This is a genomic window from Streptomyces sp. NBC_00104 (assembly GCF_045160825.1).
In the GTDB taxonomy this organism is placed as follows: Bacteria; Actinomycetota; Actinomycetes; order Streptomycetales; family Streptomycetaceae; genus Streptomyces.
This window is the reverse complement of sequence record NZ_CP108215.1, coordinates 9,310,186-9,336,998: the sequence shown is the minus strand read 5'-3', so window position 1 is coordinate 9,336,998 and position 26,813 is coordinate 9,310,186. Positions and strand designations below refer to the sequence as shown.

General features: G+C 70.0%; 19 protein-coding genes. 10 read left to right on the top strand and 9 right to left on the bottom strand.

The window, feature by feature from the left end:
• Positions 1-356: 356 nt before the first annotated feature.
• A complete protein-coding gene (locus OG272_RS40825; protein WP_327726882.1) occupies positions 357-1,562 on the top strand; it encodes an ATP-binding protein in 1,206 nt (401 codons plus the stop codon).
• Positions 1,559-2,629, top strand: a complete 1,071-nt coding sequence (locus OG272_RS40820; protein ID WP_327726883.1) for an AAA family ATPase — start codon at positions 1,559-1,561, stop codon at positions 2,627-2,629. The genes OG272_RS40825 and OG272_RS40820 overlap by 4 nt, the downstream gene beginning before the upstream one ends.
• A gap of 66 nt (positions 2,630-2,695) precedes the next feature.
• Here OG272_RS40820 and OG272_RS40815 read toward each other — a convergent pair whose 3' ends face one another.
• Positions 2,696-3,106, bottom strand: a complete 411-nt coding sequence (locus OG272_RS40815) for an EVE domain-containing protein (RefSeq protein WP_327726884.1) — start codon at positions 3,104-3,106, stop codon at positions 2,696-2,698.
• A 136-nt stretch (positions 3,107-3,242) separates the two neighbouring features.
• Between OG272_RS40815 and OG272_RS40810 the strand changes: the two genes are divergently transcribed.
• On the top strand, positions 3,243-5,357 hold the full coding sequence (locus OG272_RS40810) for an AAA family ATPase (RefSeq protein WP_327726885.1): 2,115 nt from the start codon (positions 3,243-3,245) through the stop codon (positions 5,355-5,357).
• Positions 5,350-6,597, top strand: a complete 1,248-nt coding sequence (locus OG272_RS40805; protein ID WP_327726886.1) for a 5-methylcytosine restriction system specificity protein McrC — start codon at positions 5,350-5,352, stop codon at positions 6,595-6,597. The genes OG272_RS40810 and OG272_RS40805 overlap by 8 nt, the downstream gene beginning before the upstream one ends.
• A gap of 35 nt (positions 6,598-6,632) precedes the next feature.
• On the opposite strand, the gene OG272_RS40800 is transcribed toward OG272_RS40805, so the two are convergent.
• The 3 genes from OG272_RS40800 to OG272_RS40790 are packed head-to-tail and all read right to left on the bottom strand — an operon-like array spanning position 6,633 to position 9,208.
• Positions 6,633-7,238, bottom strand: coding sequence for a hypothetical protein (locus OG272_RS40800; RefSeq protein WP_405895720.1), 606 nt, complete (start codon positions 7,236-7,238; stop codon positions 6,633-6,635).
• Positions 7,235-8,716: a hypothetical protein gene (locus OG272_RS40795; RefSeq protein ID WP_405895719.1), complete on the bottom strand. Its 1,482-nt coding sequence runs from the start codon at positions 8,714-8,716 to the stop codon at positions 7,235-7,237. The genes OG272_RS40800 and OG272_RS40795 overlap by 4 nt, the downstream gene beginning before the upstream one ends.
• Before the next feature lie 18 nt (positions 8,717-8,734).
• Positions 8,735-9,208 carry a hypothetical protein gene (locus OG272_RS40790; RefSeq protein WP_326585542.1) on the bottom strand — a complete coding sequence of 158 codons (474 nt, stop codon included), beginning with the start codon at positions 9,206-9,208 and terminating at the stop codon, positions 8,735-8,737.
• A gap of 234 nt (positions 9,209-9,442) precedes the next feature.
• Here OG272_RS40790 and OG272_RS40785 point away from each other — a divergent pair, with 234 nt between their 5' ends.
• The 3 genes from OG272_RS40785 to OG272_RS40775 all read left to right on the top strand — a co-directional run bounded on the left by OG272_RS40785 (position 9,443) and on the right by OG272_RS40775 (position 11,312).
• A complete protein-coding gene (locus tag OG272_RS40785) occupies positions 9,443-9,649 on the top strand; it encodes a hypothetical protein (protein ID WP_405895718.1) in 207 nt (68 codons plus the stop codon).
• Positions 9,650-9,812: 163 nt separating this feature from the next.
• Positions 9,813-11,075 carry a PASTA domain-containing protein gene (locus OG272_RS40780; protein ID WP_405895717.1) on the top strand — a complete coding sequence of 421 codons (1,263 nt, stop codon included), beginning with the start codon at positions 9,813-9,815 and terminating at the stop codon, positions 11,073-11,075.
• Between the two features lie 60 nt (positions 11,076-11,135).
• The gene (locus OG272_RS40775) at positions 11,136-11,312 is read left to right on the top strand and encodes a hypothetical protein (protein WP_405896119.1); all 177 of its coding nucleotides are present in this window, start codon (positions 11,136-11,138) and stop codon (positions 11,310-11,312) included.
• A 147-nt stretch (positions 11,313-11,459) separates the two neighbouring features.
• On the opposite strand, the gene OG272_RS40770 is transcribed toward OG272_RS40775, so the two are convergent.
• Entirely contained in the window at positions 11,460-13,772 is a 2,313-nt protein-coding gene (locus tag OG272_RS40770) for a DUF2786 domain-containing protein (RefSeq protein WP_327726891.1), read from the bottom strand.
• 127 nt (positions 13,773-13,899) lie between these two features.
• Here OG272_RS40770 and OG272_RS40765 point away from each other — a divergent pair, with 127 nt between their 5' ends.
• The 3 genes from OG272_RS40765 to OG272_RS40755 are packed head-to-tail and all read left to right on the top strand — an operon-like array spanning position 13,900 to position 19,134.
• The gene (locus tag OG272_RS40765; RefSeq protein WP_326574711.1) at positions 13,900-15,708 is read left to right on the top strand and encodes a DUF4357 domain-containing protein; all 1,809 of its coding nucleotides are present in this window, start codon (positions 13,900-13,902) and stop codon (positions 15,706-15,708) included.
• Entirely contained in the window at positions 15,705-16,958 is a 1,254-nt protein-coding gene (locus OG272_RS40760; RefSeq protein ID WP_327726892.1) for a 5-methylcytosine restriction system specificity protein McrC, read from the top strand. Before OG272_RS40765 ends, OG272_RS40760 begins: the two co-directional genes overlap by 4 nt.
• A 40-nt stretch (positions 16,959-16,998) precedes the next feature.
• Positions 16,999-19,134, top strand: a complete 2,136-nt coding sequence (locus tag OG272_RS40755; RefSeq protein WP_327726893.1) for a UvrD-helicase domain-containing protein — start codon at positions 16,999-17,001, stop codon at positions 19,132-19,134.
• Between the two features lie 27 nt (positions 19,135-19,161).
• Here the strand turns inward: OG272_RS40755 and OG272_RS40750 are convergent, their stop codons facing one another.
• The 4 genes from OG272_RS40750 to OG272_RS40735 form a co-directional block, all read right to left on the bottom strand.
• Positions 19,162-20,814, bottom strand: a complete 1,653-nt coding sequence (locus tag OG272_RS40750; protein ID WP_327726894.1) for an N-6 DNA methylase — start codon at positions 20,812-20,814, stop codon at positions 19,162-19,164.
• 215 nt (positions 20,815-21,029) lie between these two features.
• Positions 21,030-21,896, bottom strand: a complete 867-nt coding sequence (locus OG272_RS40745; RefSeq protein WP_327726895.1) for an NlpC/P60 family protein — start codon at positions 21,894-21,896, stop codon at positions 21,030-21,032.
• A 189-nt stretch (positions 21,897-22,085) separates the two neighbouring features.
• Positions 22,086-25,991 (bottom strand): helix-turn-helix domain-containing protein, encoded by a 3,906-nt coding sequence (locus OG272_RS40740; RefSeq protein ID WP_405895716.1) that lies wholly within the window; start codon positions 25,989-25,991, stop codon positions 22,086-22,088.
• A 163-nt stretch (positions 25,992-26,154) separates the two neighbouring features.
• Complete coding sequence (locus tag OG272_RS40735; RefSeq protein ID WP_326574717.1) at positions 26,155-26,568, bottom strand: hypothetical protein; 414 nt, start codon at positions 26,566-26,568, stop codon at positions 26,155-26,157.
• Between the last annotated feature and the right edge of the window lie 245 nt (positions 26,569-26,813).

Here is a 26,813-nt window from a genome sequence, read left to right as displayed (position 1 = left end):
TGGCCACATCAGCTCAGAAGCGGAAACCGAAGAGACCGCCCCTCCTCGCCCTCATCCGTCAGCCGCGGCTCGATGATGCGGTCCTCGACGCTGAAGCCGCGCTGGACCGCCTTGGAAAGGTCGCATCTGCCGGCCGAGCGTGACCCCCAACTCCTGGTAAGCCCGCTCCAGGTGGCTGGTGTCAGGATCGGCGGCCTCCGACACCGATTTCTGAAGGTCCAGATTGCGCCGGTCCGTGATGTCCTCGTTGGGGATGGATCGGGCCCGGCGGTTGATGTCGTCCGCCGGGCCCACAGGCGCCGGCCCCGATCCACCACCGGGCTCGGAACGCTGCTGGGCACACCCCGCACGGCACAATGGGCACCGTGAGCGACAACAGTACGGATCTTGCCGACCTCCTGGGCACGCAGGAGTCCGCGTCCCTTGAGTTCAAGCGCACCGCGAAACGCGAGGGGAGACGTGGAGACGCCATCGGAAACGCGGTGTGCGCCATGGCCAACGATTTGTGCGGCCGTGGGGGCGGCGATGTCCTCATCGGTGTGGACGACAAGGGGCGCCCGGTCGACGATGTCGACCTGAGCGACCGGGCGCTCCTTCAGCTCACCGAGCTGCGGGACGACGGCCGTATCCTCGACCGCCCGTCGCTCACCGTCGATCGGGCCGTCTTCCGGGGGAAGCCGGTCATCCGGCTCCATGTCGAGGCCTGCGCGACCCCACCAGTCCGGTTCGAGGGCGTCATCTGGGTCCGTCCCGGCCCCACCACGCGCAGGGCGAGCCGCGAGGACGAGCGCGTGCTGGCGGAGCGGCGTCGCGCCAAGGACATCCCGTTCGACACACGGCCGCTGTCTCTTGCCCGCCTCGACGACCTGGACCTCGACCTGTTCCGGCAGTCGTATCTGCCTTCCATGGTCGCGCCCGAGGTCATCGAGGAGAACGGCCGTCCGGTGGACCTCCAGCTGTCGTCCCTCCACCTCATGACGCCGGAAGGTACGCCGACCGTGCTCGGCCTGCTCACCGTCGGCCTCGACCCCGGGAGCCACATTCCCGGTGCGTACCTCCAGTTCGTCCGCTATCAGGGCACGGACCTCGACGCCCCCGTCGCGGACGAGCAGGAACTGCGGCAGAACCTGGTCGGGCTGTCGGCCCGGCTCGAACCCCTCCTGCGGAGCAATCTGCGCACCCGCCTCGTGGAGGACGGCTTCCGCGAGACGCCCCGCCCGGACTATCCGCTGGAAGCACTGCGGGAACTCTGCATGAATGCCCTCATGCACCGGAACTACGAGACCTCGTACGCGCCGACCCGCATCGTGTGGTTCGACGACCGCATCGAGGTAACCAACCCCGGTGGGCCTTTCGGGCAGGTCCGGGACGACAACTTCGACCGGGTCACCGACTACCGCAATCCTTCCCTTGCCGCCGCGATGAAGGGCCTCGGCTATGTGAACCGGTTCGGCCGGGGTATCGGCCGGGTGAGGAAGGCGCTGGAGACCAACGGAAACCCGCCCGCCGAGTTCCAGGTAGACGACACGTCCTGGGCCGTCGTCATCCGGAGGGCCGCATGACCTCGATCGCGCTGTTCAACAACAAGGGCGGTGTGGGCAAAACAACCCTCACCTATCACCTCGCCCACATGATCAGGCGACTCGGCCTGAGTGTGCTGGCGGTCGATCTCGATCCCCAGGCCAACCTCACGTCGATGTGCCTGGAGGAGACCGAGATCGAAGAGCTCTGGGAGAACTCTTCGGAGCTCATCAACCAGGGAGCGGCCATGGCGGGCCTACCGGGCACGGGGCGGGTGCGCAGCGGCCAGACCATCGCCGACGCCGTCCGTCCCATCCTGGAGGGCACGGGCGACATCGCGGTCGTCGAGCCGGCCCGGCTCCAGCCGGACCTATGGCTGCTGCCGGGGAGTCTCGACCTGAGCCGTTTCGAGGACAAACTGTCCAATGAATGGTCACGCGCATATGCGGGCGATGTCGCGGCCATTCGCACGTCCACGTCGTTCCACCGCATCATCGAGCAGGCGGCGCGAGCCGTGGACGCCGATATCGTACTGATCGACGTGGGCCCCAACCTGGGTGCCATCAACCGGGCCGCGCTGATCTCGGCAGACACCGTACTGATGCCCCTGGCCGCGGACCTGTTCTCCCTGAAGGGCCTGAGCAACCTGGGCCCGACGCTGCGCCAGTGGCGCAGCGACTGGCAGTCCCTCGTCCTGCCCAGAGTGCCCGAGACCATTTCCGCTCCTCGCGCGAGCATGCAGCCGCTGGGGTACGTCATCATGCAGCCGGAAATGCGCCTCGACAGGCCGGTCAAGGCGTACCAGCGATGGCTCCAGCGCATTCCCTGGGTCTACTCCTCGGCGGTCCTCGGCGAGTCCCCGCCCTCGCGCGGGGACGACAGCCACCGCATCGCCACGATGAGGAACTACCGAAGCCTGATGCCCCTGGCGCACGACGCGCGCAAGCCCATGTTCGATCTGAGGCCGGCCGACGGTGCGCTGGGCAGCACCCAGCAGTACGTGAAGACCTGCTTCAAGGAGTTCAAGGCGCTGTCCGAAGGAGTTCTCGCCAGGGTCGAAGACCTTCCCCGGGGCACGGGCGACGCGTCGACGGCTGATCGGCGGTAAGCCTTCGGCGACTACGTCCAGGCGCGTTCGCAAGATCGCCTCAACCAGTCTTCCGCGACGGTCGTCTCACATGCCGGCTCTCGCGAGCAGGATCTGCAACGCCGCCGGTTTGACCTTCTGCACGGACCGAACCTGGCCGAGTTCCAGGTCGCCCCGGCCCACCGGGTTGCCGTACAGAGTGTCCGTGGGCCCGGTCAGCAGGGTCACGTCGACCCGGTAGGAGAAATCGGGGTCGTCGGGGTCCTCACGCGGCTCCCTGTCGACCTCGGCCACCGCGGCCACCGCAGACTCAGGTTGACTGAAGAAGAACCACAGGCGGTCGCCAGGGTTCATGCGGTTTCGTCTGCTGAGCCAGAGGTCAAGCTCGGGGTCCTCGTGGGCGAGACGGCGCACGGTCTCCTTGTCGGAGGGCTCCCCGTCGAGGGTGTCCTTGTTCGGATTGAGGATGTAGATCCAGTCCTGCACGATCTCTCCCATCGCCCTGGCGCCCGCCGCCCAGGAGGCCACCTCGACGTGCTGAGCATCGTGCCAGCCACCTGAGTCGCACGCAGGAAGTTGCCCAACCTCGCCGCGCGATGGGGACGCCACCGCGCGCTCCGGCATCATGGCCTCCATGACGAACGCGGTGGATGTGCGCACGGCGGCGGCCGAGTTCGACCGGACCTCCGTGGCGGACGTCGAGGCGACTGCCGAGGACGAGCGCAAGCAGGTGCTGGCCCAGTTCCCGTTGGAGGAGTGGGCGGAGTTGCCGCTGGAGCGCTACGCGCTCGGGCAGGCCGCGCCGCCCGGGTCGGCGCCGACGTACTGCCGGCTGCTGGAGTTCCTCACCCCGAGTCTGGGCAGCATCAGGGGCGGCAGTGCCGCGAAGCACATCATGTACCACCACAACTCCGGCGAATGGCGGCTGGCCGCTCCGCTGAGGGGAATGGATCCGCAGGAGGCCTGGGCGGAACTGCGCGGACAGTTCGTCCGGGCCTTCGACGCCGTCGGGGCAGGAGACTTCGAGGCGCTGGACGACCTCGAAGTGCTGCGGTACGGGCCGACGTTGGTGACGAAGTCCCTGGCGACCTACTTCCCCCAGCACTTCCTGCCGATCTACGCGGCCGAGCATCTGCGGACGTTCGTCACGCTGCTCGGCGGCGAGGCGCAGGCCGGCGTCCCCGCCTCGCGCACGAACCGGCAACTGCGAGAACTCGTGCGGACCCGTGAGGAGTTCGAGGGCTGGACGGGACAGGAGGTGATGCGCTTCCTGTACAAGCACTTCAACCCCCGGCAACGCACCATCTGGAAGATCGCGCCCGGCGAGCGCGGCCGTCTGTGGGAGGAATGCCGGGACGGCTCATTCATCTGCGTCGGGTGGGACGAGCTCGGCGATCTCGGCCAGTACCAGAGCGACACCGAGCTGAAGCAGGCATTGGACGCGCACTGGCCGCGCAGCAGTGGTGGCAGCCTGACCCTCGCCCGCCGACTGCTGGCCTTCCGAGACCTGGAGGCGGGAGACCGGGTCGTCGCCAACCGCGGTATGGACGAGGTCCTGGCCACCGGCAGGGTGGACGGGAGCTACCGCTACGACCCGGACCGGCCGGCGTTCCACCACGTCGTCCCGGTGACCTGGGACCTCTCCCACGCGCAGAAACTGCCGAAGCCCCAGCATGGGTGGCGGTCCACCTTCGCCAAGGTCGACGCGTCCCTCTTCGCCAGGTTCACCGCACGCAACGCCGACTCCGGCTCCGGCTCTGACTCCGTCCCGGATACGGGCCAGGCGCAGACGGGCACGCCGGTCGCGCTGCCCGAAGACGTACAGGCCGTGTTGGACGCGCTGGAGCGCAAGGGGCAGGTGATCCTGCACGGGCCGCCCGGTACGGGCAAGACCCGGCTCGCGCTCGGCGCCGCCCTCGCCCTGGACGGCCACGCGGACGTACTCGGTGCCGATGCCCGCCAACGTGCCGAGGCGCAGGTCGAGATGCTGCACGGCGAGCGTGTCCGCATGGTCACCTTCCATCCCTCCTACGGCTACGAGGACTTCGTCGAGGGCTTCAAGCCGGAGCTGAGCGCCACCGGCCCGGGGCTCACCCTCGCCCTCACGGACGGCCTGTTCCACAACCTGTGCCGCCGGGCCGCCGCCGATCCCGACCAGAAGTTCTTGCTCGTCATCGACGAGATCAACCGCGGTGACCTGCCGCGGATCTTCGGCGAGTTGATCACGCTCCTCGAACTCGACAAGCGGAACCTGCCGGTCTCCCTGCCCGTCAGCAGGCGACGCTTCTCCGTACCTCCGAACGTCCGGGTCATCGGCACGATGAACACCGCCGACCGGAGCATCAGCCACCTGGACGCCGCGGTCCGCCGCCGGTTCGCCTTCCTGCCCGTGGGCCCGGACCCGGACGCGGTTGCCGGGACCGTGGGTCCCCTTGACCTGGCCGCGTTCTTCGAGTCCCTCAACATGCGCATCGCCCGCCATCTCGACGCCGACCACCAGATCGGGCACGCCTACCTGCTGCGCGACGGAGAGCCGATCGCCACCGAGGAGGATCTGGCGGCGGCCTTCCACCACGAGGTGATCCCGCTCCTGGAGGACTACTGCCTCGGCCGGGCGGACCTGTTGCACCGTATCCTCGGCGGCCTGGTGGACGCCGAGACCGGGCGTCCGCTCCTCATGCCCCCGCAGGACCTGGCGGACGCGCTGGCGACCGAGTTCACCAGCGGCGTTCCCGGCCCGGATGCCTGACCGCACCCCGGTCCAGCTCGGCGAGTACGAGTCCGCCCCGCTGGAGCCCGATCAGCTCACTCCCCGGGACGTCGACCGCCTGCACGCCCTCCAGGCACGGGGCTGCCTCACCCTGACCAGGGAGCGCACCGGGTGGCGGCTCAAGGCCGACGCGACCGTCGGGGTCCTGGTCCTGGACCGTGTCCGCGTGGTCGTCGCACCCAAGTTCGCCATTCCCGGAGAGCAGCTCATGAGCTGGCTCGCCTACGCCCTCGGCGCGCCCGTCCCGGCGACGGCCAGGCGGTGGGCCACCGGCCCCGACGGTTACGCCGACCTGGTCGCCGCCGCCCTGCACGAAGAGTGCGAGCGGCTGCTGCGCGAGGGAGTGCGCCGGGACTACGTACGCCGCCGGAGCGTCGAACCAGTACTCCGGGGACGCCTGGACATCGCCGCCCAGGCCACCCGCCGCTACGGGCAACTGGACCAGCTGCACGTCCGCACCTTCGACCGGGAGGCGGACATCTGGGACAACCGTGTTCTGGGGAGCGCACTGAAGGCAGCGCTCGGCCTGACCGCCAGTCCCGACCTTGCGCGCGCCCTGCACGGCGCCGCCGGCGCCTTTCCGCAGGCCCCGACCCCGGCCGCGGCGCTCCGCGCCCTGGACCGCACCCACTACACCCGCCTCAACGCCCGCTACCGGCCCGCCCACACCTGGGCCCGCCTGCTGCTGCGCGGTGGAGGCGTGACCGACCTGCTCACCGACCACGGCACCACGGCGGACGGACTCCTGCTCAGAATGCCCGCGCTCTGGGAGGCCGTCGTCCGCCGTCTCGGCACCGAGGCCGTCGGCCCGCACGGCGGCCACGCCGTACCCGGCGGAAGCGGCGTCGGCATCACGGTCCGCGGAGACCTGGGCAGCGCCTCGACCTTCCGGCCCGATCTCCTGCTCAGCCTTCCGGGACTTCCAGGACACGACGCGGCACATCGCACGCTGCTGCCTGTGGACGCCAAGTACAAGCGTTACGACCGCCACGGCGTGAGCGCGGCCGACGTCCACCAGGTCCTCACCTACGGAAGCGGCTACGCGTCCGCCGACGCCTCGACGGCCGTCATCGTCCATCCCCAGCCGGGCAGTCACGCCCGGCGAACCCTCCAGGTGCGCGGCCCCAGCGGCCTGTTGGGCACCATCCACGTCCTCGGCGTCGACACCCGCAGCACGCCGGAGCAGGCGACGAAGTGGATCGGCTCAGTACTGCACTGACCGACACGGAGTACGCGCCCCGCCCCCGGGGGCGCTCACTGGCCCGCACCGCCACTCGACCTGACATAGATCCTCGTACTGCCCGGTTCGAACTCATGGGCGTAGATGTCGACGCAGCTGCGCAGGTACTTCCCCTCCGGGGTCTCTGTGTCCTCGGGGCAGAGAGCGGTCTTCCCCAAATTCGAGGTGATCGTCTCCGGCTCCGTCAGCCCCAGGTGCGTGAACGGAGCGTCCCCCTTGTACGCGTCGGGCTTCGGAGCGATGTTGGCGATCATCTTGGTGTCTTCGGGCACCATCCGGGAGAGGTAGCCGTTCGCGGTGTCCTCGGGCAGGGTGAAGGCCAGGATTCCCGTGTCGTAACGGGAGTTGGTCTTCAACGCGGCCTTTCGGTCCGTAGCCTCCTCAGGGATTCTGATGCCGATCCGGTCACTGAGTCCGGCGGGGGTGACGCCCTTCTCCCAGCAGCACTTCTTCTCCTTGGCCGCCGTCTCGGACACGGCGCGGTCACCGAGCAGCGCCACTGCGGCGATCCCTCCGGCCGCCGCCGTGAGTACCACGCCCAGGACGACGAGCATCCTGCGCACGCCCGTCGGCCGGCGCTTCCCCTCCGGTGGCGGAGCTGCGGTGGTCGCTCGGCTCAACGTTTCGTCCTCTCCCTGCCCGGGTCCTGCCTCGTGCCTTCACGGCCGGGATCGTCCGGCGCGGGCAGCGGATCGTTGTTCGGCGTCGCGGAACCGAGATCGTAGTGCTTCACGGAACTGCTGCCCTGCATGTCGAACTCCTGGGCAAGACCGGTGGTGTGCAGCCGCGCCGGCTGGCCGTCCGGAATGCTGAGCGGGCCGATGGTGACGCCCTTGCCCTCGTCCCAGTTGTAGCGGTCCCAGGCGTTGACCTGGTAGTCGAGCCCGACTTTCGGCTCACCGTCGGCCCCGGGCACCACGGTCACCACGCCGGTGACGTTCGTACGGGTGGAGCCGACCGCGTAGAACCAGTTGTCCTGTGTGCCCTGGGGGAAGCTGTAGTCGCTGTTGCCGGTCTCCACCGGGATGGTGACGGGTCGGCCGCCATTGCGCCGGAACTCCTCCAGCGCCTGTTCCCGCCACCCGTCCTGCTTCCCGCGGATCGCTTCCTCGGCGTGGATACGGAGTCCCTCGTCGTCGTGCAGCATCTTGTCCACCGGCAGGTCCAGCGGCTCCCCCGAGTTCTCGAGGTAGTGCTGCATGTGCCGGGAGGCATCGTTCATGCCCTGCCAGTCGGAGCCCGAGGCAAGCATCCTCATCTTGTCCTTGGTCATGAACTCGGTGAAGGTGGGTTCCTCCGCCCCATGCCGCCCCGAGCCCCTGTCGGGCGCAATCTGCTTGACCGTGGGACTGAGCAGTCCGGCTGCCAGCAGGTCGTCCTTGCGCGCCTTCCAAAGTTCGGCGCGCGCCTCCGGGCTCAGTGACTGCCACAGCCGCCGCAGTTCGGCCCGCTGCCCGGCGTTCGCGTCCTCGCCGAGCGAGGCGAGCTTCATCGCACGCGGCAGCTGGTCCTCGTCGAGCGAGGTGTAGGTGGCGTGGCCGGCGTTGTGCGGGTCGCCGCCGTGTGACTTCCGCAGGGCCCGGGTGACCGCGGCGTCGATCTCGGCGGCGTGGGCGACCAGACCGGTCAGGGTGTCGGCGTACCACTGCATCCTGTCCCTGGTGCGCTGGGACGTTCCGTTCACGTCGCACACCGCCTCGATCACCTTCACCGTCCCGTTCCCGCCGTCCGTCACGAGCAGGCCGTGGTCTGGGTCGGGACTACGGTCCGGACTCCCCTTGCGTGCCTCCTCGGTCAGGGCCTTGGCGCGCTTCTGGATCTGCGAGAGCTCGGCGTGGGCGTCGGCGAGCACGTGGTGAATGCTCTGCGCCTCTCTGTGGAGATCGGCGAACTCCTTGGCGGCGCCACGCACGAAGTCCTTGGTGACGGTGGCGTTGACGCCCTGCCAGCGGGCCCCCTCGGACTTCTTCAGCAGTCCGTCCCTGGCATCGGCCTGGAGCCTGTCGAGGTTCCCGACCATCGTCTCCCAGTCGGACACGGCCGCGTTCAGTCTGCCGAGATCGAGCGCGATGAGATCGGAATAGGTGAACGTGCCCATCGTGGTGCGACCTCCTCGTCAGCTCACGTACTTGGAGATCTCGGAAACCGGCATGGCGGTCCCGTCCCGGCCGCGGACGGCGGCCGCGATCGCCGCGTCCTCATTGGCGTGCAGCTTCTTCGAGTAGTCGAGGTGGTTCGAGATGTGCGCGCACATCTGCAGGACGGTCTTCACCTGCGAGTCCCATACCGACAGCGTGGTGTACAGCTCGCCGCCCATGGTCATGTTGCGGTCCGCGAACTCCTTGGCCGCCCGCGCGGTCGACCCCTCTCCGTTCTTGTCGGCGCCCGCACCCACGATGTCCGCCTTCTCGTGCAACTCGCCGTGGAGCAGGAACGCCTCATGACCGACCGCCCCGAGATCGTCCTGCGTGACCACCAGATCCATGCCGGCACCGGCGGATCCCGGCTCCAGCTGGTTGAGCCGCATCCCCACGGACTGCCGTTGCTGGGCCTCCGATACCAACTGCGCCCACTCGTCGCCGAACGTCATCGTCTCCCCCGTTCCGATCACCGACTCCCTGGCAACGTTAGCAACTGTTCGGACTGTGAACGGAGTTAGCGGTGTCGTCCTCCGGAGCCCCATCGACGGCTGCTCCGCACTCGACTGATCACCGTGCGCACACACGGTCAAGTCCCGAGCGAGTGGAAGTGTGTTGGCGTCGCTAACATACTAATGCCAGGCTCGTAACGCACACTTCCCGTTGCACCGTCGTGTCCGACCCGCATGCCTCATCGAGCCGTCGCGGTGAAAGGCCAGGAATCCGAATCCGACGCCGTCCTGATCGTCGTCCCGCCTGTCGGCAGCGGTAAGGAGGACGACCGCCGCTCGGACCTGCTGGTCAAGGCATGGACGACAGGCGCCACCGCCGGGAACGACCCCGAAACCGCCGAGGCACTGCGCGTGCTGTACGTCGCCGTCACCCGGGCGTGACGCCTCGTCGCCCTCGCACTGAGCGACACCCACCTGACCGCGGTGAAGGCATTCCTCGCCGAACGAGGCACCCCCCCACCGAGCCCTGCACGACAACGGCGGTGAGCAGATCATGCTGCTGTGGTGACGCCCTTGTGGGGCCAGGGCCGGACACCCCGGGCAAATGCCCCCTGCGGTCCGCCGCCTCGCCCGCGAGGACGCCGACCACATCCTCGACACCTTCCCCATCGTTCGCCCCAAGGACGAAGCCAACTACGGCACCTACCGCACCATGAAGCTGATCCTCGCCGATCAGCTCCGTCCGGCCCAGAGAGATCAAGAGCGCCCTATGAACCCGTACAACACCTCGCCCCCATCCCAGCCCTGGTGGAAGACCACTCCCGCCGTGCTGGGGCTCCTCGCCCTCGTCGCGCTGCTCGGCGCGTTCAGCTTCGGGCTCGGCTTCGTCGCGATGATCGCCGCCATGGTGGCGGTCTGGGTGCTGCCGAAGTGGCGCTGGCTCGCCAAACTGGGCGCGACGTTCGGAGCCTTCGTCCTGCTGGCGGTCGGCGCGGGCCTGGGCGGGCAACTCGACGAGAGTGCCACGAAGCAGCCCGAGGCCAAGGCGCGGGACGACGGCGGGGTGAGTGCCGAGGCCACCTCCTCCCCGACCCCCGCGAAGGTCCGCAAGGCCGCCGACTACACCGGCAAACCACTGAACGAGGCGGAGAAGCTCGCACGTTCCGCAGGCTTCACCACTGGTCGCCACGACGCGGCCGAGGACGACCGCTCGATCATCATGCGGTCCCTGTGGACGGTGTGCTTCCAGGAAGCCGACACGGCCGCGAAGAGCATCGACTTCGCGGCCGTCAAGAGCGGGGAACCGTGCCCCGAGAAGGACGGCGGCCCGCTCCCGTGGCCGAAGATGCCGGACGTGGTCGGCGCCACCTACAACACGGCCATCAAGGATCTGAAGCAGGCCGGCATCGACCTCGACAGCGTCACGCTCGACGACGTCTACCTCGACATCGACTCCCCCACCGCTGAGGAGGCCGCCGAGGACGGCGCCGAGTGGCGGGTGTGCTTCCAGTCCCCGGGCGAGGGAACCAAGGTCACCGCCACCACCACGGTCGGCCTCCACCTGGGCCGGTGGACCGACGCCGACCTCGTCCAGGACTGCCCGAAGGCGAAGGACACGACCTACAAGATCCCGGCCAACGATCCCGACTACGAGAGCGACAACAGCACCAGCGAGGAGGAGGACGGTTCCACGGGCGGCGGCTCCTCGTCCTCGTCCGGCGGCTCCACCGGCGGCGGCAGCAGCGTCGGCACCGTCCACCCCGGCTCGTTCTGTTCTCCGCAGGGAGCGACCGGCGTCACCAAGGCGGGAACCCCCATGGTCTGCGGCCCCGGCTCCGACGGCCGCAACCGCTGGCGCTCCTCCTGACCCAGCACGCCCTCAGAAGCGTCCAGCCGGTCGGTCCGGCGCCGCGCCCGGTGGTGCGAGCTGTGCGGACGACCCGGCAACGTCCAGGTCCACCACATCCGCAGGCCCGCCGACCTCGGGAACCCAGGAGAACAACAGCCCGACTGGGCCGCCCTCATGATCAAGCGACGCCGCAAGACACGGGTGCTCTGCACAAGTTGCCGTGAGGCGATCCACGTCGGGCAACCTCCCACCTGACACAGCGAAGATCACTGGACCGTCGCTGCGGTCAACGTCGCACGGCGGGCCGGGAGGAGGCCGCCGGAAAGGGAACAGCTCCGCTGTCACCTCGCCCGGCGGCCCACCTGTCGTTCAGACCCGGCCCACAGACCTGCTCCGGGTCCCTCAGCGGGTGAGCTGCACGTTCGGTTCCTCGTCCGCGACGGCCGAGCCGCCGATGTCGGCGTGCCGGCCGTCGGCAACCCCCTGCCAGTAACCAGTGCCCTTGAACTTCGTCGGACGCGTCTTGTTCAGCTTCGGGTACTGCGCGGCGAGGCGAGCCTCGACGAAGGTCGTACGGTCGGCGAGGACGAGGGCCACACTGCGTCCGCTCGTCACCTCCTCGTCCGCACCTGCTTCCTCCTCGGCGGCCGCCCTCGCGGCCTGCTGGGCGGCACCGATCCGCGCGGTCACCTCGCGGATGAAGCCGAGCATCCAGGAACGCTTGTAGGCGCGGGCGTCCTCGGTCTCCGGGCGATGCAGGCGGTCCGCGTTGTCCGCGCCCTCCAGCATCTGCAGGCGCAGGCTCGCGAACAGCACCTCGGTGGCCTGGAGGTCGGTCTCGAAACCGAAGAGGTGGACGCGGTGACGGTTGTCCTTGCCGCCGGGGTACACGGACCGGCAGCGCATCTCGTAGCCGATTCTGGCGAGCAGCCGGCGCCCCTCCTTGACGTAGGGCGGGTAGAGATCGACGATCCGGTCCACCGGCCGCTCCGGCTCGGTCACGTCGTCGTCCAGCATGGCCTGCTCGATGCCGTACTTGGCCATGAGCTCGTAGGCCTTGTCAAGGTAGACGCGGGCCTCGTCCTCGGTGGCAGCCGGGTTCTCCGCCTTCAGCAGCAGCGCCCTGACCTTGTTGAGCAGTGCTTCGGGCAGCCCGTCGCGCGCGGACCGGGGGCCGGACCCGGACGTGCCGGAGTCGGACGACGTACGGTCGTCGGCGCGCGTCCGGGCATCCGCCGCGTCGTCCTCGTCCGTGCCGTCGTCGTCCTCCCGGGCGATCAGGTCCGCCAGGTCCTCCGGGTCCGGGACCAGCTCCGACAGCTCCCCGAGCGCCCAGCGCCGCCAGGCGGCGGTGTCGTCCTCCCGGACCCGTGCCCGCACCGAGCGAAGCCGCTGGAAACTCCCGTCGGCACCCCGCATCAGGAACTCCAACCGGGCGTGGCCGAGTTGGGAGACTGCCAGCAGCGCGCACAGATCGAAGGCGCTGTCCGGGGCGTAGTCGATCTCGATGCCGGGTTCGGGGTACCACTCCTCGTGCTCGTCCGCCGGGAGCCCGAACAGGTCGGCGAGAAGGTTCCTCTGGACGCCCGCGCCGGTCCTGACCTGGACGACGGACGTCGACGGCTTCCCGGAGTAGGCCAGCGCGGCCGCCCTCTCCTCCCTGGAGGTGACGATGCGGTACCAGACGGGGACCGTGCCGAGCATGCCGTGCCAGGTCGTCTCGCCCAGCAGATGACGGGCCCGCGCCTGCTGTTCGACGTCCGCGCTCAGCCGTTCGTCCCGCCATGCCTCCTCGCCCGGTTGTTCCTGCGCGTCGAGGAACGCGTCCAGGTAGTCGGCGGCGGAGCGCCGCGCACCGTGCCTGCTGTCGCCGAGCAGGGCACGCTCGCACGCGGAGAGGGCGTCGACGACCGGCTGGAGTACCAGCGACATGTATCTCTTGACCCCTTCGGACAGCTCCGCGAGGAACGCCCGGGTGGCCTCCGATCCTGTGGCCTGATGTCTGCGGCGCCACGCTTCGAGCTGTTCGACGCCGGCCTGTTGCTCGGCCAGCCACACCAGGTGCCCCGCGCCCTGGAGGTGCTCCTCCCGCAACAGCACCGCGTCCTGGACCGCGGCGGCCGTGCCGGGTGCGTCCAGCACTGCCTGCGCCAGCAACCTCAGCGGCTCCGGCTCACCGGCGAAGAACTCGGTGGGCGTGAGGAGTTGCCTGCCATGTCGACGCGGCGCCCACTCGGGGCAGTCGACGGCACCCATCCCCGGGATGTCCGCCGACCAACGTACCCGCCATCCCACGCGAGCACGTGACAGGTCGTCAGTAGCCGGCTGACTCCGCCTCCACCGCCACAGCAGCATCTCCTCCCAGCCCTCGGCGTTCCAGGACCACAGGGCCGGCTCGCCGCCGGCCGCGAGGCGGGACCGGAGTTCTCGTACCGCTCCCTCCAGATCGTGGAGGTGCCCTCCTGGGATCAGCCGCTCCAGCCATCGGACGGTCTCGGCCACGGGCTGGGCCCGCGCCTCGTCCGCCGCCACCCGCGCGACCGTCACCGCCGCCACCAGTGTCAGGTCCCCCAGATCGCTGGGAAGCAACCTGTACAACCTGGGTCCGGCGGTCTCTAACACGGCGGCGAGGTCCCCGGCCCTGATCTCCAACCAGTCCGCGCGCCCCTGCCGGAACTCCTTCTCCGACAGCCCGTCCGTACCGCTCACTGTCATGTGATCCCCTCCCGGATGCGAAAGGACATCCTAGGAAGCCGGGCCATGGACGAGGGGAACCGGACTGTCAGTGGGGGCCAGTAGTCTGCAGGCAAGATCGGAGCGGTGGGTGTCGAGGGGGATTTCCATGGCCGACGAGTTGCCGGAGTTCCGGCTGAGGTTGCCGAACGGCAAGATGGTGGCCCGGGGGCGGCTGCTGCCGGAGAAGGGCGCCAAGGGAAGCCGGATGTTCGTCGTCGCGGCGGGGTCTCCGGTCCGGGCCAACACTGTGCCCTCGTTCGCCGCGCGGAAACCACCGTCGTACTACACGCGGCAGCAGTTGATCGACACAGGTGTGATCCGCAGGTCCGACCGCTGGCGGGGATATCTGGAGACGGTATCGGACATTGAGTGCACCTCGCCGTCGGCCGCCGCCGAAATCCTCATGGGCTGCAGTGCCAACGGGTGGGGGGTGTGGAAATCCGCCGATGGCCGCGCACTCATCGACCATGTCGGACAGTCGCCGGCCGTACCCAACCGCCCCTGGCTGGTGCGCGGTTCGAACGTCTCGGGCCTCGACCTGGTCCGGCGCCGGTGGCTTCCGGAGGGACTCGTCACCCTCGCCGCCTCCCGCCTGCGCCAGGGCGTCCGGCAGGGCATCGGCAAGGACGAGCTGCGCATCCTGGTCCAGGAGGACTACGAGTCCACGGCCACATACAGCCAGCAGCAACAACTCGTCGAGGACCTGCACGCCTTCCTGTCCCGGATGAAGCCGGGCGACACCGTGTGCACCATATCCGGCGGGCACCTGTACGTCGGTGAGATCACCGGTGAGCCGGAACAGACGGAGTCGGAGGACCGGCGCTCCAACCTGCGTCGGCCGGTGGAATGGCAGCCGACCGGGCACCCGTACGACGGGCTTCCGGAGGAGCTCCAGCAGAAGTTGTCCATCCAGCACGACGTCGTCGACCTGACCTCGGTCCAGGCCCACATCGAAGGGCTCGGTCTGACCGACCAGGAACTGGTCGAGGAGGCCGAAGCCATAGAGCGGGACCCCAGCGTGGAGATCCCCGCGCTCACCGCCCGCCGCGAGCTGGAGCTGCCCGAGCCGACGGACGAGCTGGCCGGTGAACTCCTCGTGCACGACACCGAGTGGCTGCGCGAGGTGCGCGACCTGCTGTGGGACGAGCGGCAGTTGGTGCTGTACGGGCCACCGGGCACCGGCAAGACGTACCTGGCGCTGAAGCTCGCCGAGTTCCTCGGCAGCGGGCCCGAGCAGGTCAAACTCGTGCAGTTCCACCCGTCGTACGCCTACGAGGACTTTTTCGAGGGCTTCCGGCCCCAGGAGGACCCGCAGACCAGAGAGGTCGCCTTCCGGCTCACCGCGGGCCCGCTGCGCGAACTCGCCGACCTCGCCTCCCGGGAGGGCAACCGGCACATCCCGCACTTCCTGATCATCGACGAGATCAACCGCGCCAACCTGGCGAAGGTCTTCGGCGAGCTGTACTTCCTGCTGGAGTACCGCAACAAGTCGGTACGACTGACGTACTCGGGCGACGACTTCGCACTGCCGCCGAACCTGTTCGTGATCGGCACGATGAACACCGCCGACCGCTCCATCGCCCTCGTGGACGCGGCGATGCGCCGCCGCTTCGCCTTCGTCGAGCTGTCGCCCCGTACAGAGCCCACGAGCGGTCTGCTGCGCCGCTGGCTGGCCAAGGAGGGCAAGGACACCGAGCCCGCCGATCTACTCGACGCGCTCAACTCCCGTATCGACGACGCCGACTTCCGCATCGGGCCCTCGTACCTGATGAAGAAGGGCGTCTACCGGGAGGGCGGTCTGGAGCGGACCTGGCGGACGAAGATCCTTCCGCTGCTGGAGGAGCACCACTACGGGGAAGGCGTGGACATCGAGAAGCGGTACGGGCTGACCGCGCTGCGGGAGTCACTGGGGTGACGTCCGCCGCGGAAACCGTGAACCCTGCCGAGCCCGTGGCGCCGGTAGAGCTGGTGGAGCACGCGCCGGCCGTCCGCCGCGCCCTCCCCGAGCCCGTCGGTCGCGCGCTCGCCGCCGCCGACATCGTGGAGGCGACCCCCGACCCGTACGCACCGGGGCACTGGTCGCTGCGGGCGGGCAGCAAGGTCGGGGCGGTGGCCGTGACCGTGCCGGGCTGCGAGCCGGTCACCGTGCGTGTCACACCCAAGGTGCCCATCGTCCGCCTCTTCTTCCTGCTCGGCTACAGCCTTGATCCCAAGGGGAGTTGGCGGGACGGGGAGGTCGAGGTCGCCGAGCACCGTGATCTGGTGCCCGCGCTCGCCCACGGGGTGGAGCGGCAGGTGGACCGGGCACTGCGGCAAGGACTACTGCAGGGGTACCAGGCTACGGAGGAGAGCTCTCTCGTCGTACGCGGACGGCTCCGGGAGGCCGAGCAGATACGACGGCGCTTCGGGGCGACACTGCCGGTGGAGATCGCGTACGACGAGTTCACCACCGACATCGCGGAGAACCGCATCCTGCGTACGGCCGTCGAACGTCTCCTTCGGCTGCCCGGTGTGCCGCGCGACGTACGCCGCAGGCTCTTGCACCAGCGTGCCCGGCTGGCCGACGTGACCGCGATCGTGCGCGGGCAGCCGGTCCCCGACTGGCTGCCCACCCGCCTCAACGCCCGGTACCACCACGCCCTGCACCTCTCCCGCGCTGTCCTGGACGGCATCTCCGCCGAGCACTCGCCCGGCGGGCTGCGCATCGACGGGTTCCTGTTCGACATGAACAAGCTCTTCGAGGACTTCGTGACGGTCGCCCTGCGGGAGGCGTTCCGAACCACCGGTTCGGGTCACACCGCCCGGCTCCAGGACCCTCACCACCTCGACAAAGCCGCCGCGATCCGCATGAAGCCGGACTTCGTGCTGTACGGGCCGGACGGCGGCCCCCCGTGCGCCGTCGTCGACGCCAAGTACAAGGCGGAGAAACGGGGTGGCTACCCGGACGCCGACCTGTACCAGATGCTGGCGTACTGCACGGCCCTCGGCCTGCGCGAAGGACACCTGTTGTACGCGAAGGGCAACGCCCCGCACGCCGCCCATGAAGTGCGCCATGCGGGCATCCTCATCCACCAGCACGCCCTCGCCCTGGACCAGGAACCGGCCGGACTGCTCACGGACATCGAAGCAATCGCCCTCCGGCTGGTGAACACACCGCGCGTATGATCGACTGCGGAGTGTCCGTCCAGGGTGGGGAGTTCACCTCGTGCCGCAGCTCGCGTTCGCCAACAGCTTCTGGGAGAGCTACGACGTCCTGGAGAAGCCCGTCAGGGCCGGCGTGCGCAAGGCGATGCAGAAGTTCCAGCAGCTCACCGTGCCCGAACTGCATGCGGACAAGGGGCTGCACCTGGAGTCAGTGGAGAACGCCCGCGACCCGCGGATGCGGACGATCCGCATCAACGACTTCTGGCGGGGCGTGGTCCTCGCACCGAACGACGGCAGCGATGTGTTCCTGCTCGTCAACGTCGTCCGCCACGACGACGCGTACACGTGGGCGGCCAAGAGGCTGTACACCACGAATTCCGCGACGCGGGCGCTGGAAGTCCGCAACGTGGTCGCCATCGAGCAGCTGACCCCGGCTCTGGAGAAGGCGGCGGCCGCCGCGCCCTCGCTGCTGTTCGCGAAGTACTCCGACACCGTGCTGCGTGAACTGGGTATCGACGACCAGGTCCTGAGGGCCGTACGGACCATCGTCGACAAGCCGCAGCTGGAAGCGTTCGGCACGCTGCTGCCCGAGGACCAGTTCGAGGTGCTGCAGTACCTCGCGGAGGGCTTCGGCGCCGAGGACGTGTACCGGGACGTGGTCGCGGTGCGTCGGCCGGTCGACGCGGGCCCCGACCCGGACGAAAGCCTCGCCATCGCCATCGCCAACACCACGAGCCGCATCACCCTGATCACCGGCCCCGAGGAACTCGCCGACATCCTGGAGAAGCCGTTCGCGGCATGGCGGGTCTTCCTGCACCCGTCGCAGCGCCGGGTCGCGTATCGGGTGTCGTACGGCGGCCCGGTCCAGGTCACGGGCGGTCCGGGCACCGGCAAGACGGTCGCGGCCCTGCACCGGGTCAAGCACCTTCTCACTCGTTCCCCCGACGCCCGCGTCCTGCTCACCACCTACACCAACGCGCTGGCCTCCTCCCTGCGCGAGAACCTGTCCCTGCTCCTCGACGGCGACGAGTCGCTGCTCGGCCGAGTGGACGTGACCACGGTCGACGCCTACGCGCATGGCGTCGTGACCCGCCTCGACGGCAGATCCCCCTCCCCCATCGGTGACCGGGAGGAACGGCAGCTGTGGGAGCGCGTCGTGAAGAAGCTCGGGCTGCCGTGGACGGAGCAGTTCCTGGCTCAGGAGTACCGGCACGTCGTACTCGCGCAGAACCTGCGCACACTGGACGCGTACAAGGCCGCCCTGCGGCGCGGTCGCGGCAGTGCGCTGTCGGTGGCACGACGCGAACAGCTGTGGCCCGGCGTCGAGTTGTTCGAGGAGATGCTGCGTCTCCAGAAGGCCACCACGTATCTGAAGGTGTGTGCCCGCGCGGCCGATCTGCTGGCCGACTCGGCTCCCACGCACAACCACGTCGTGGTCGACGAGGCCCAGGACCTGCACCCCGCCCAGTGGCGCGTCCTGCGTGGTGCGGCGGCGTCCGGCAGTGACGACCTGTTCATCACGGGCGACCCGCACCAGCGGATCTACGACTCGAAGGTCTCGCTCGGCTCGCTGGGCGTCACGGTGACGGGACGCACCCACCGCCTGCGCATCAACTACCGGAGCACGGAGGAGATCCTCACCTGGTCGACCGGCATCCTCAGCCCGGTGAACGTCGACGACCTGGGCGGCGCGGGCAGCGACAGCCTCGCCGGCTACCGCTCGCTGCTGCACGGCCGAAGGCCGCACGTGGACGGCTACGGATCCGAACAGGCAGAGGTCGCCGCGCTCGTCGGGAGGATCGAGGAGTGGATCTCCCATGGCATCCGGCCCTCGGAGATCGGGGTGTGCGCCCGCTTCAATGTGTTGCTCGACAAGGTCCACGACAAGCTGGCCGCGGCCGGGATGCCTGTGGTCCGCGTCAGGGACACCCCTGGGCCGGGCGTGGACGGGGTTCGGCTCGCCACCATGCACGCCATGAAGGGGTTGGAGTTCCGCTGTGTCGCCGTGCTCGGGGCATCGGCGAGCGCGGTGCCGTTCGCGCGCGAGGTGACGCCCGTCTCCGTGGACGCATTGCAGCACGACTCCGATCTGCTGCGGGAGCGGTGCCTGCTGTTCGTGGCGTGCACGCGAGCCCGCGAGGCGCTGGCGGTGTCATGGAGCGGGATCGCCAGTCCGTTCGTACCTCAGCCGAACTGACGTGACGCGCATGGCAGTGGTGGATCGTCAGTCCTCCGGTTTCAGCGCCCCGTTACCCAGCCCGTCCCGAGCCAGCAACGCCGCTTCCCGGCTCAGTTCAGCCACCCTGCGGGCGCGTTCCTCGAATTCCTGGAGCACTCGGAAGGCCGCCCCGAACCGGCGTTGCTCGGCGATGTCCATCTGCGGAATGCGCGCCCCCTTCCCGTCGAGGCGAAAGGTGCCGCTGGCGCTCGTGGAGCGCCGGGTGTTCGCGGCGCTGCGCAGGAAGCCCTGGAGGTAGTCCGTGTCGAGCTGGTCGCTGACCGAGACCGGCTCGGGATCGCCGTACTCGATGAGCCCGGCTCGGACGAGGTCGGCGACACTGACGGAGGGCCCGTCGACGGCACCCGGTCCGTCGCCCGCTGTGAGTACCGGCAGCAGTTCGGCCAGCAGTCTCACTTGCTCCGTCAACTCCTGCCGCAGAGCGACGTATTCCGCCGCGTAGTCACGATGGGACTCCGCCACATGGCGGCCGGGTGTGAGGTCCACCGTGTCGTCGAGCAGGTCGATCAAGGGTACGTCCGCCACCTGGCCGGGGGCCGGCTCCAGGGACGCGTCGGGTTCTGTCGCGGTCAGGTCGACCATGCGGACGCTGGTCACGGCGTCACCGAGCGTGCGCGGCCGGCGCAGGTGCCACAGGTGCACGGGGAGAGCGTGGGAGGACGCGGTGCCGGGCGGGAGAGCGGTGACCTGGGTGAGGATGCCGCGCCGCACGAGTTCGGCCCGGATACGGCGGCCGGCCTTGCGGTAGGCGACCGAGGCAGGCATGACCATGAGGACTCGGCCGCCAGGGGCGGTATGGGCGTACGCATGCTGGAGCCAGGCGAGTTCGCCTTCGGCACGCGACGGAGTGCCGAACTCCCACCGCGAGTCGAGGAGCAGCTCCTCGCGCCCCCAGTCGGTGTCACCGACCGGCGGATCGCAGACGACGAGGTCGGCCTTGACGTCCGCCCAGAGGTCGTCACGCAGGGAATCACCGGTCCCGATGTCGACGCCCTCGCGACCGGTGAGATCCGCGCGGAGCTGCGCGAAGCGGGCGCTGCGGATGTCGGACTCCTGCCCGTACCGCAGGGGCCCTCGCTCCGGCCCCACGGCCAGAAGCAGCGTGCCGATGCCGCAGGCCGGGTCGAAAAGGGTCGCGTCGCCCGCCACGTCACCGGCGAAGCGACGCACGGCACGGACCACGCGTGGTGAAGTGACCTGGTCCGAACCGGCCCGGCGTACGGAGTCGGTGAAGCGCTCCGCGAGAGCGCCCACCACCTCGGAGGCGGAACCGCTGCCGATCAGGTCTCGAGCAAGCCGGACAGCGCCCTCCGGCAGATCCTTCGGGCACTCTTCCCCGGCGAGCAGCCGGGCGACATCGACAAGCCCGCCGATCATCTCGTCGCCATACGCCCCGCGCAGCGCCTGCCACAGCTGGACCTCGATGGAGACATCCTGCACTTTGCGCTGCTTGTCCAGCCACGCCTGCACCTCGGTCAGGTCGAAGAGCGGGCTGTTCACACCGCCCCCGGCGGGCACGGGAAAGTCACTGTGCCTCCGCCTCCAATTGGAGACAGCGGCACGAGTGACGCCTGCGAGCCGGGCGATCTCGGCGCCGGTGACCAACGCATTCGTCGATGTCGGGGAGGTGTCTGCCATACCCACACCGTACACAGCTATCTGTGGAGCCATCAACGACTAGATTCGTTGACGGCGTCAACAAATTACTCCCCCCGCCACTGCGCACTGAATGTGAATGCCTCCTTACTCCTCGAACAGCACCAGCTGCCCTTCCAAGCCCAAACGCGCGCCGGTGACCGCCCCCCTTTGGCGGTCACCGGCGCGTGTGTGATCAGCGCGCGAGGTTCAGAGGTTCAGGACTTGCACTCGGGCACCCCCTCCAGCCAGGCCGGACCCTTGATGTAGATGTTGGTGACCCAGGCCTTGTAGTCGGGCAGGTAGGACCAGACGTCGTTCTCGTAGCCCTCCGCGGTGACCTTCTCCGCGTGCTTCTGGCACTCGACGCGGATGGTGGTGGAGTTCGGGAAGGCGTAGACGCGGGCGGCCTTGAGGGCGGGCTCGGCCTTGGTCCAGACGCCGGTGCCCCAGGTCTGGTGGATGTGGCCGGTGACCTCGCCGGTGTTGACGCGGACGGCGCCGAAGTAGCCGCCGCCCAGGCGGACATCGCTCACCATCAGCTTGGTGCCGGACTGCTTGGCCTCGACCATCTTGCCCGCGCCGAGGTAGATGGCGATGTGGTGCAGCTTCTGCGAGGTGCCGTAGGCCAGCAGGTCGCCCGGGAGGAGCGGGGCGAGGCCCTGGGCGGCGGTGAAGCGGTCGGCGGCGCGGTGCGTGTAGTACTGCTGGCTGGCCACGCCGTTGAGGATGTCGGAACCGGTGGCCTGGGCGTACGCGTACCGGACCAGGCCCGAGCAGTCGAAGCCGCGCCGCTCGGGGTCGTGTTCACTGGCCGGGTCGGTGGGGTCGACCTGCCCGTACGTGGGGCCGGGCTGGGCGCCGTGGCCGCCGGCCCAGGTGTACCAGGTGCCGGCCGCGACCTCGGCGCAGGCGGCGGCGATCGCCCGCTCGGCGGCCGCGGAGGCGCCGGGCGCGAGGGCGCGGCACTCGTCGGCGGCAGCGGCCGGTGCGGCCTGCGCGGTGGCGGCCGTGGACACCGGCGCCCAGAGGAGGACGGCCAGGAGTGCGATCACTGTGCGGATGAGTCCGGTCCGGCTCACCATGCCGGGACCCCCGTTTCCTGTCGACGTGGTTGAAGCGGCGGGGATGTGTGCGGTGTGGTCAGGGAGCAGCCTGCTGGCGCCACGCCCCGCCCGTCGAGGTCCGGGAGTCGCCCCGGTCGATCGGGCAACGGGGAAACAGCCGGGAAACCCCTGTGAGCAGGGCCGTCCACGGTCGGCCGAGGCTCGCCCTCAGGTGCGGTCACAGGCCGGTCCCGACGACACCGGCACCCCCGGCAGCAGGTTTTCGCGTTCGTCGGGGCCGATCCCCGCGCTGAGTCGGCAGATCTCCGCCAGCCGGGCCGCCGGGTCGAGGCCCCACAGCCGTACCGTGCCGTCGGTGCTGCTGCTGGCCACCGTCCGCCCGTCGGGGGCGAAGTCCACGCCCCACACGGCGTTGGCGTGGCCGGTCAGTGTCGCCCACGGCCGCCGCGTGGCGACGTCCCACAGACGCACCGTACGGTCGTTGCCGCTGCTGGCGAGCACGCGGCCGTCCGGGGAGAAGGCGAGACCCCGGGCCGCGCCGGTGTGGCCGGTCAGGGCGGTCTCGAGGCGGCGTCCGCGGACGTCCCACAGGCGTACGGTGCCGTCGTTGCCGCTGCTGGCGAGGGTGCGGCCGTCGGGGCTGAAGGCGACGCCGCGTACCGCGCCCGTGTGGCCGGTGAGTTCGGCCAGGGGGCGGTGCGAGGCGACGTCCCAGAGCCGTACGGTCAGGTCGTCGCCGGCGCTCGCCAGGGTGCGGCCGTCGGGGCTGAAGTCGACGTCGTTGGCGTAGTCCTCATGGCCCTTGAGGACGGCGACGTCGCGCCGCGAGGCGATGTCCCAGAGGCGGACCGTGCGGTCGGCGCCGGCCGAGGCGAGGGTCCTGCCGTCGGGGGCGAAGGTCACCGAGAAGACCTCCCCGGTGTGGCCGGTGAGCGTCGCCAGGGGCTTGCGCCCGGCCACGTCCCACAGGCGGATCGTGCCGTCGGAGCTCGCCGAGGCGAGGGTCCTGCCGTCGGGGGCGAAGGCCACCGAGAAGACCGTCTCGGTGTGGCCCGTGAGCCGCTTCAGGAGCCGGTGGCCGCGTACGTCCCACAACCGGACGGTGTGGTCGGTGTCGGCGGAGGCCAGCAGTTTCCCGTCGGGGCTGTACACCGCCTGCCAGACCTCCGTGAACGGACGCGACGTCAGCACCGGTCCGCCCAGGTCCCACAGGACGACGGACTGGTCGAAGCCGGCCGTGGCCAGCAGGGCGCCGTCGGAGGTCACGGCGACCCCCAGGACGTAGTCGGTGTGTCCGGCGAGCACGGCGGTCTGCCGGCCGCTGCGTACGTCCCACAGCCGGGTCGTGCCGTCGCCGACCGCGCCGATCACCGCAGCGCCGTCGGGTGTGTAGGCGACGGCGTTGATGTCGTCGCTGCTGCCGGTGAACGTCGCGGTCGTCCGGCCGTCGCGCACGTCCCACAGCCGTACGGTCCGGTCGATGCCGCCGGAGACCACCTGCCGCCCGTCCGGGGAGAACGCCGCGCCCAGCACCTCGTCGGTGTGGCCTTCGAACACGTCGAGTCGCCGCGCGCGGTCGGTGTCCCACAGCCGTACGGTCCGGTCGGCGCCGGCGGACACCAGCATCGTGCCGTCGGGGGCGTACGCCAGCGCGTTGAGGGTGCCTTCGTGGCCGGTGAGCGAGGCCGTGCGCCGGGGGGTGCGCCCGGTGTTCCAGAGCTGGACCGTTCCGTCGGCCGTCGCGACGGCGAGCGCTCCGCCGCGCGGGTCGAAGGCCACCGCCCGGGCCCCCTTCGTACTCGCGGAGAGGACGGCCGTCCGGCGGCGGCCGGCGACGTCCCAGAGGGTCACCGGCCCGTCCGTCGAAGTGGCGGCGAGGGTGCGGCCGTCGGGGCCGAAGGCGACCGAGCGGACACGGCCGGGGACGGCGAACGTGGCGAGCGTCCGGTGGTCGCCGCCCGCGCCGCGCAGGGTGACGGTCCCGTCGGAGCTGGCCGTCGCCAGCGTCCGGTCGTCCGGCGCGAAGGCCACCGCATTGACCGGCCCCCGGTAGCCGCCGAGGCGGGCGGAGAAGGGCTGGGACTGGGTGCTGAGGAGGGCGCCGCGGGCCTCGACGGTGGTGTCGGCCCGGTAGGCCTCCTCCGCGAGCAGCATCGACGCCTCCGGCCGACCCCCGGCGAGGGACGCGGACCGCACGGCGAGGGCCTGGGACCGGGCGACGCGCTCCTGGTCGAGAGCGCCCGCCCGCTGCTGGTGGGCGAGGCCGCCGGCGGTCACGGCGAGGCCGAGCAGCACGACGAGCGTGGCGAGCAGGGACTGCCGCAGCCGGACCTGCCGTACGGCCTGTCTGCGGCGGCCGTCCTCCTCGGCCTGACTCGCTCTCAGGAAGGCCTCCTCGCCGGGGCCGAGGCGGCTCCAGCCGTCCGACTCGTCGGCCCAGGTCCGTACGGTGTCCAGGCGGGTGCCCCGGTAGAGGGCGGACGGGTCGCGGTCCTCGCGCTCCCATTCGGCGGCCGCGTGGGCGAGTTGCTGGTGGAGGAGGAGTCCGGCCCGGTCGGCGTGGATCCAGTCGCGCAGCCGGGGCCAGGCGTGCAGCAGGGCCTCGTGGGTGATCTGGATCGTGTCGCTGTCCATGGTGATGAGGCGGGCCCGTACGAAGGCGTCGAGTGCGGCGGCCGCGCCGTCCGCGTCGCCGAGCTGTTCCATCAGGGCGGCCCCGCTCATCCGGCGCCGGGTCGCTCCGGCGCCGTCCGCGACGAGCACCAGCCGGGACAGGATGCGGCGGATCGTCTTCTGTTCGGCCGGATACAGCCGGGCGAACACGTTCTCGGCGGTGCGGGCGATGGCTCCCTGGATGCCGCCGGCCCGTTCGTACCCGTCGACGGTCAGCGCGGAGTCCGTGCGGCGCTGCCAGGTGGCGAGCAGCGCGTGGGAGACCAGGGGGAGGGCGCCGGACGGCGTCTCGTCGGCGCCGACGCCGACGGTCGGAGCGGTGCCCTGGAGTGCCGTCCCCGGTTCGTCGCGCAGTCCGGCGTCGCGCAGGAGAAGGGGGACGAGACCGGGTTCGAGGGTGACACCGGCGAGTTCGGCGGGACGGGTGATCGACTCCCGCAGCTCGGCCACGCACATCGGCTCCAGGACGAACAGCCCTTCGGTGAGGACCGGGGTCAGTTCGGGCAGGCCCAGACAGCTGCCGGTGAAGTCGGCGCGGACGCCGAGCACCACGACGGCCGGCGCGTGCGTGTCCTGCGTCGGCCCGGTGGTCGCCAGGGCGCGGAGCACCCGGACGAAGGCCCGTCGTTCCTCGTCGTCGGAGCAGAGCGTGAACAGTTCCTCGAACTGGTCCACGATCAGGACGGGCCGCGGGGGCGGTGGTCTGCGGTCCCCCGGGGCCGCCGGCGGTTCGTCCGACATCGCGCTCACGGCGTCGAGCAGGGCGGCGGGGTCGTCGCGTACCTCCTCGACGGTGAGGCCGAGGTCGCCGCCGACCGCTTTGGCGGTGCGTTCCAGGAGTTCGTCCAGCGGGCGTGCGGTGGGGGTGAGCAGCACCACCGGCCAGCGGTCGGCGCCCGGCATCGGGAAGTCGCCACGCCGCAGGGCGGGGACGAGACCGGCGTTGAGCAGGGACGACTTGCCGGCGCCGGACGGGGCGACCAGCATCAGCGGTCCACTGCCGATCTGTTCGAAGATCCGCTCCACCAGTGCGGCCGTCGCGCGTTCCCGGCCGAAGAACCATTCCGCGTCCTGGGGGGTGAAGGCCGCCAGTCCGCGGTAGGGACACGCCCCGCCCGACTGCCGTGGCCCGGCTGAGACCTCGGGTTCGGGTTCGCGGTCGCGGGGCGGGGCATGCCGCACCAACCGCAGCAACTCGCCCTCGGCCCGCAGCACCTGGTCGCAGAGGCGGGCGACGTCGACGGTGGCGCGTTTCGTACCTGTCTCGATCTTGCTGAGGTAGCCCTTGCTGTAGTGGGTCTGCCGTGCCAGGTCGGTGAGCGACAGTCCGCGTTCCCGCCGCAGTCGTCGCAGTTGTGCGGGGAAGGACTGCGTGGTCAGCGCGGTCCGGTCCCGGTCGTTTCGGTGGTCTGGTGCATCTCCGAGCTGCGGGTCCCCCAAGGTGTCCCCCAAGGCAGTGCGGGCCGTGAGACGGCGGATGCCCAGGTTACTGTCGGTGCGGTGAGGGGGGCCAAGCCTTTCACCCGGAGTGGCGAAAACACGAACGTCCGGAACCGTGGGCCGACGGTTCCGGACGTTCGCGCACGTGATCGGGCAACCGGGGCTACTGCCCCACGACGACCGAGTTGATCGGCGTCATGTTCTTGTCGATGTAGGTGTTGGGGTACAGGTAGCCCTCGCAGCCCGCGCCGTTGTACCCGGTGCAGGTGCGGAACCAGGCGTTGCCGGTCTGGTTGTTGAGGATGCGGTACGTGCCGGTCACGTTGTTCAGGTTGTAGGTGCCGTACCGGTAGTAGGTGAGGGTCGGCCGGTCGTTGTTCCAGCCGGCGCCCGGGTACAGGCAGACATACCCGGAGGCACAGCCGTGGACGGTGGCCTGCGGAGCCGCCTGGGCCTGGCTCGCGCCCACCGCGGTCATCGTGCCGACGGCCAGAGCCAGTGCCGCCGCGGTCCGCATCGCCTTGAGCTTGCGCATCGTTCCCCCTTGGTCGTGGGTCTTGCTGCGTGCTGTCGTCATCAGAGTTGCCCCCGCCGCTCACCGGGGTCGACAGGTTTCCTGTTGCCCTCCTGTGAGCCGCTCGGGAAACCGGTCATGACCTGGGGAAACACCGGGTCGGAGGCAACGCCGTCGGCCCGGGAGGCGGATAACCGGAATCTCGTCTCGCACAATCCTGTGCGATCCATTGACGCGCCCATGACCTGCTCTTATCTTCTGACCGAAGTTCCGCACAAGAGCCGAAATTTCGAACAACATCCGACGCC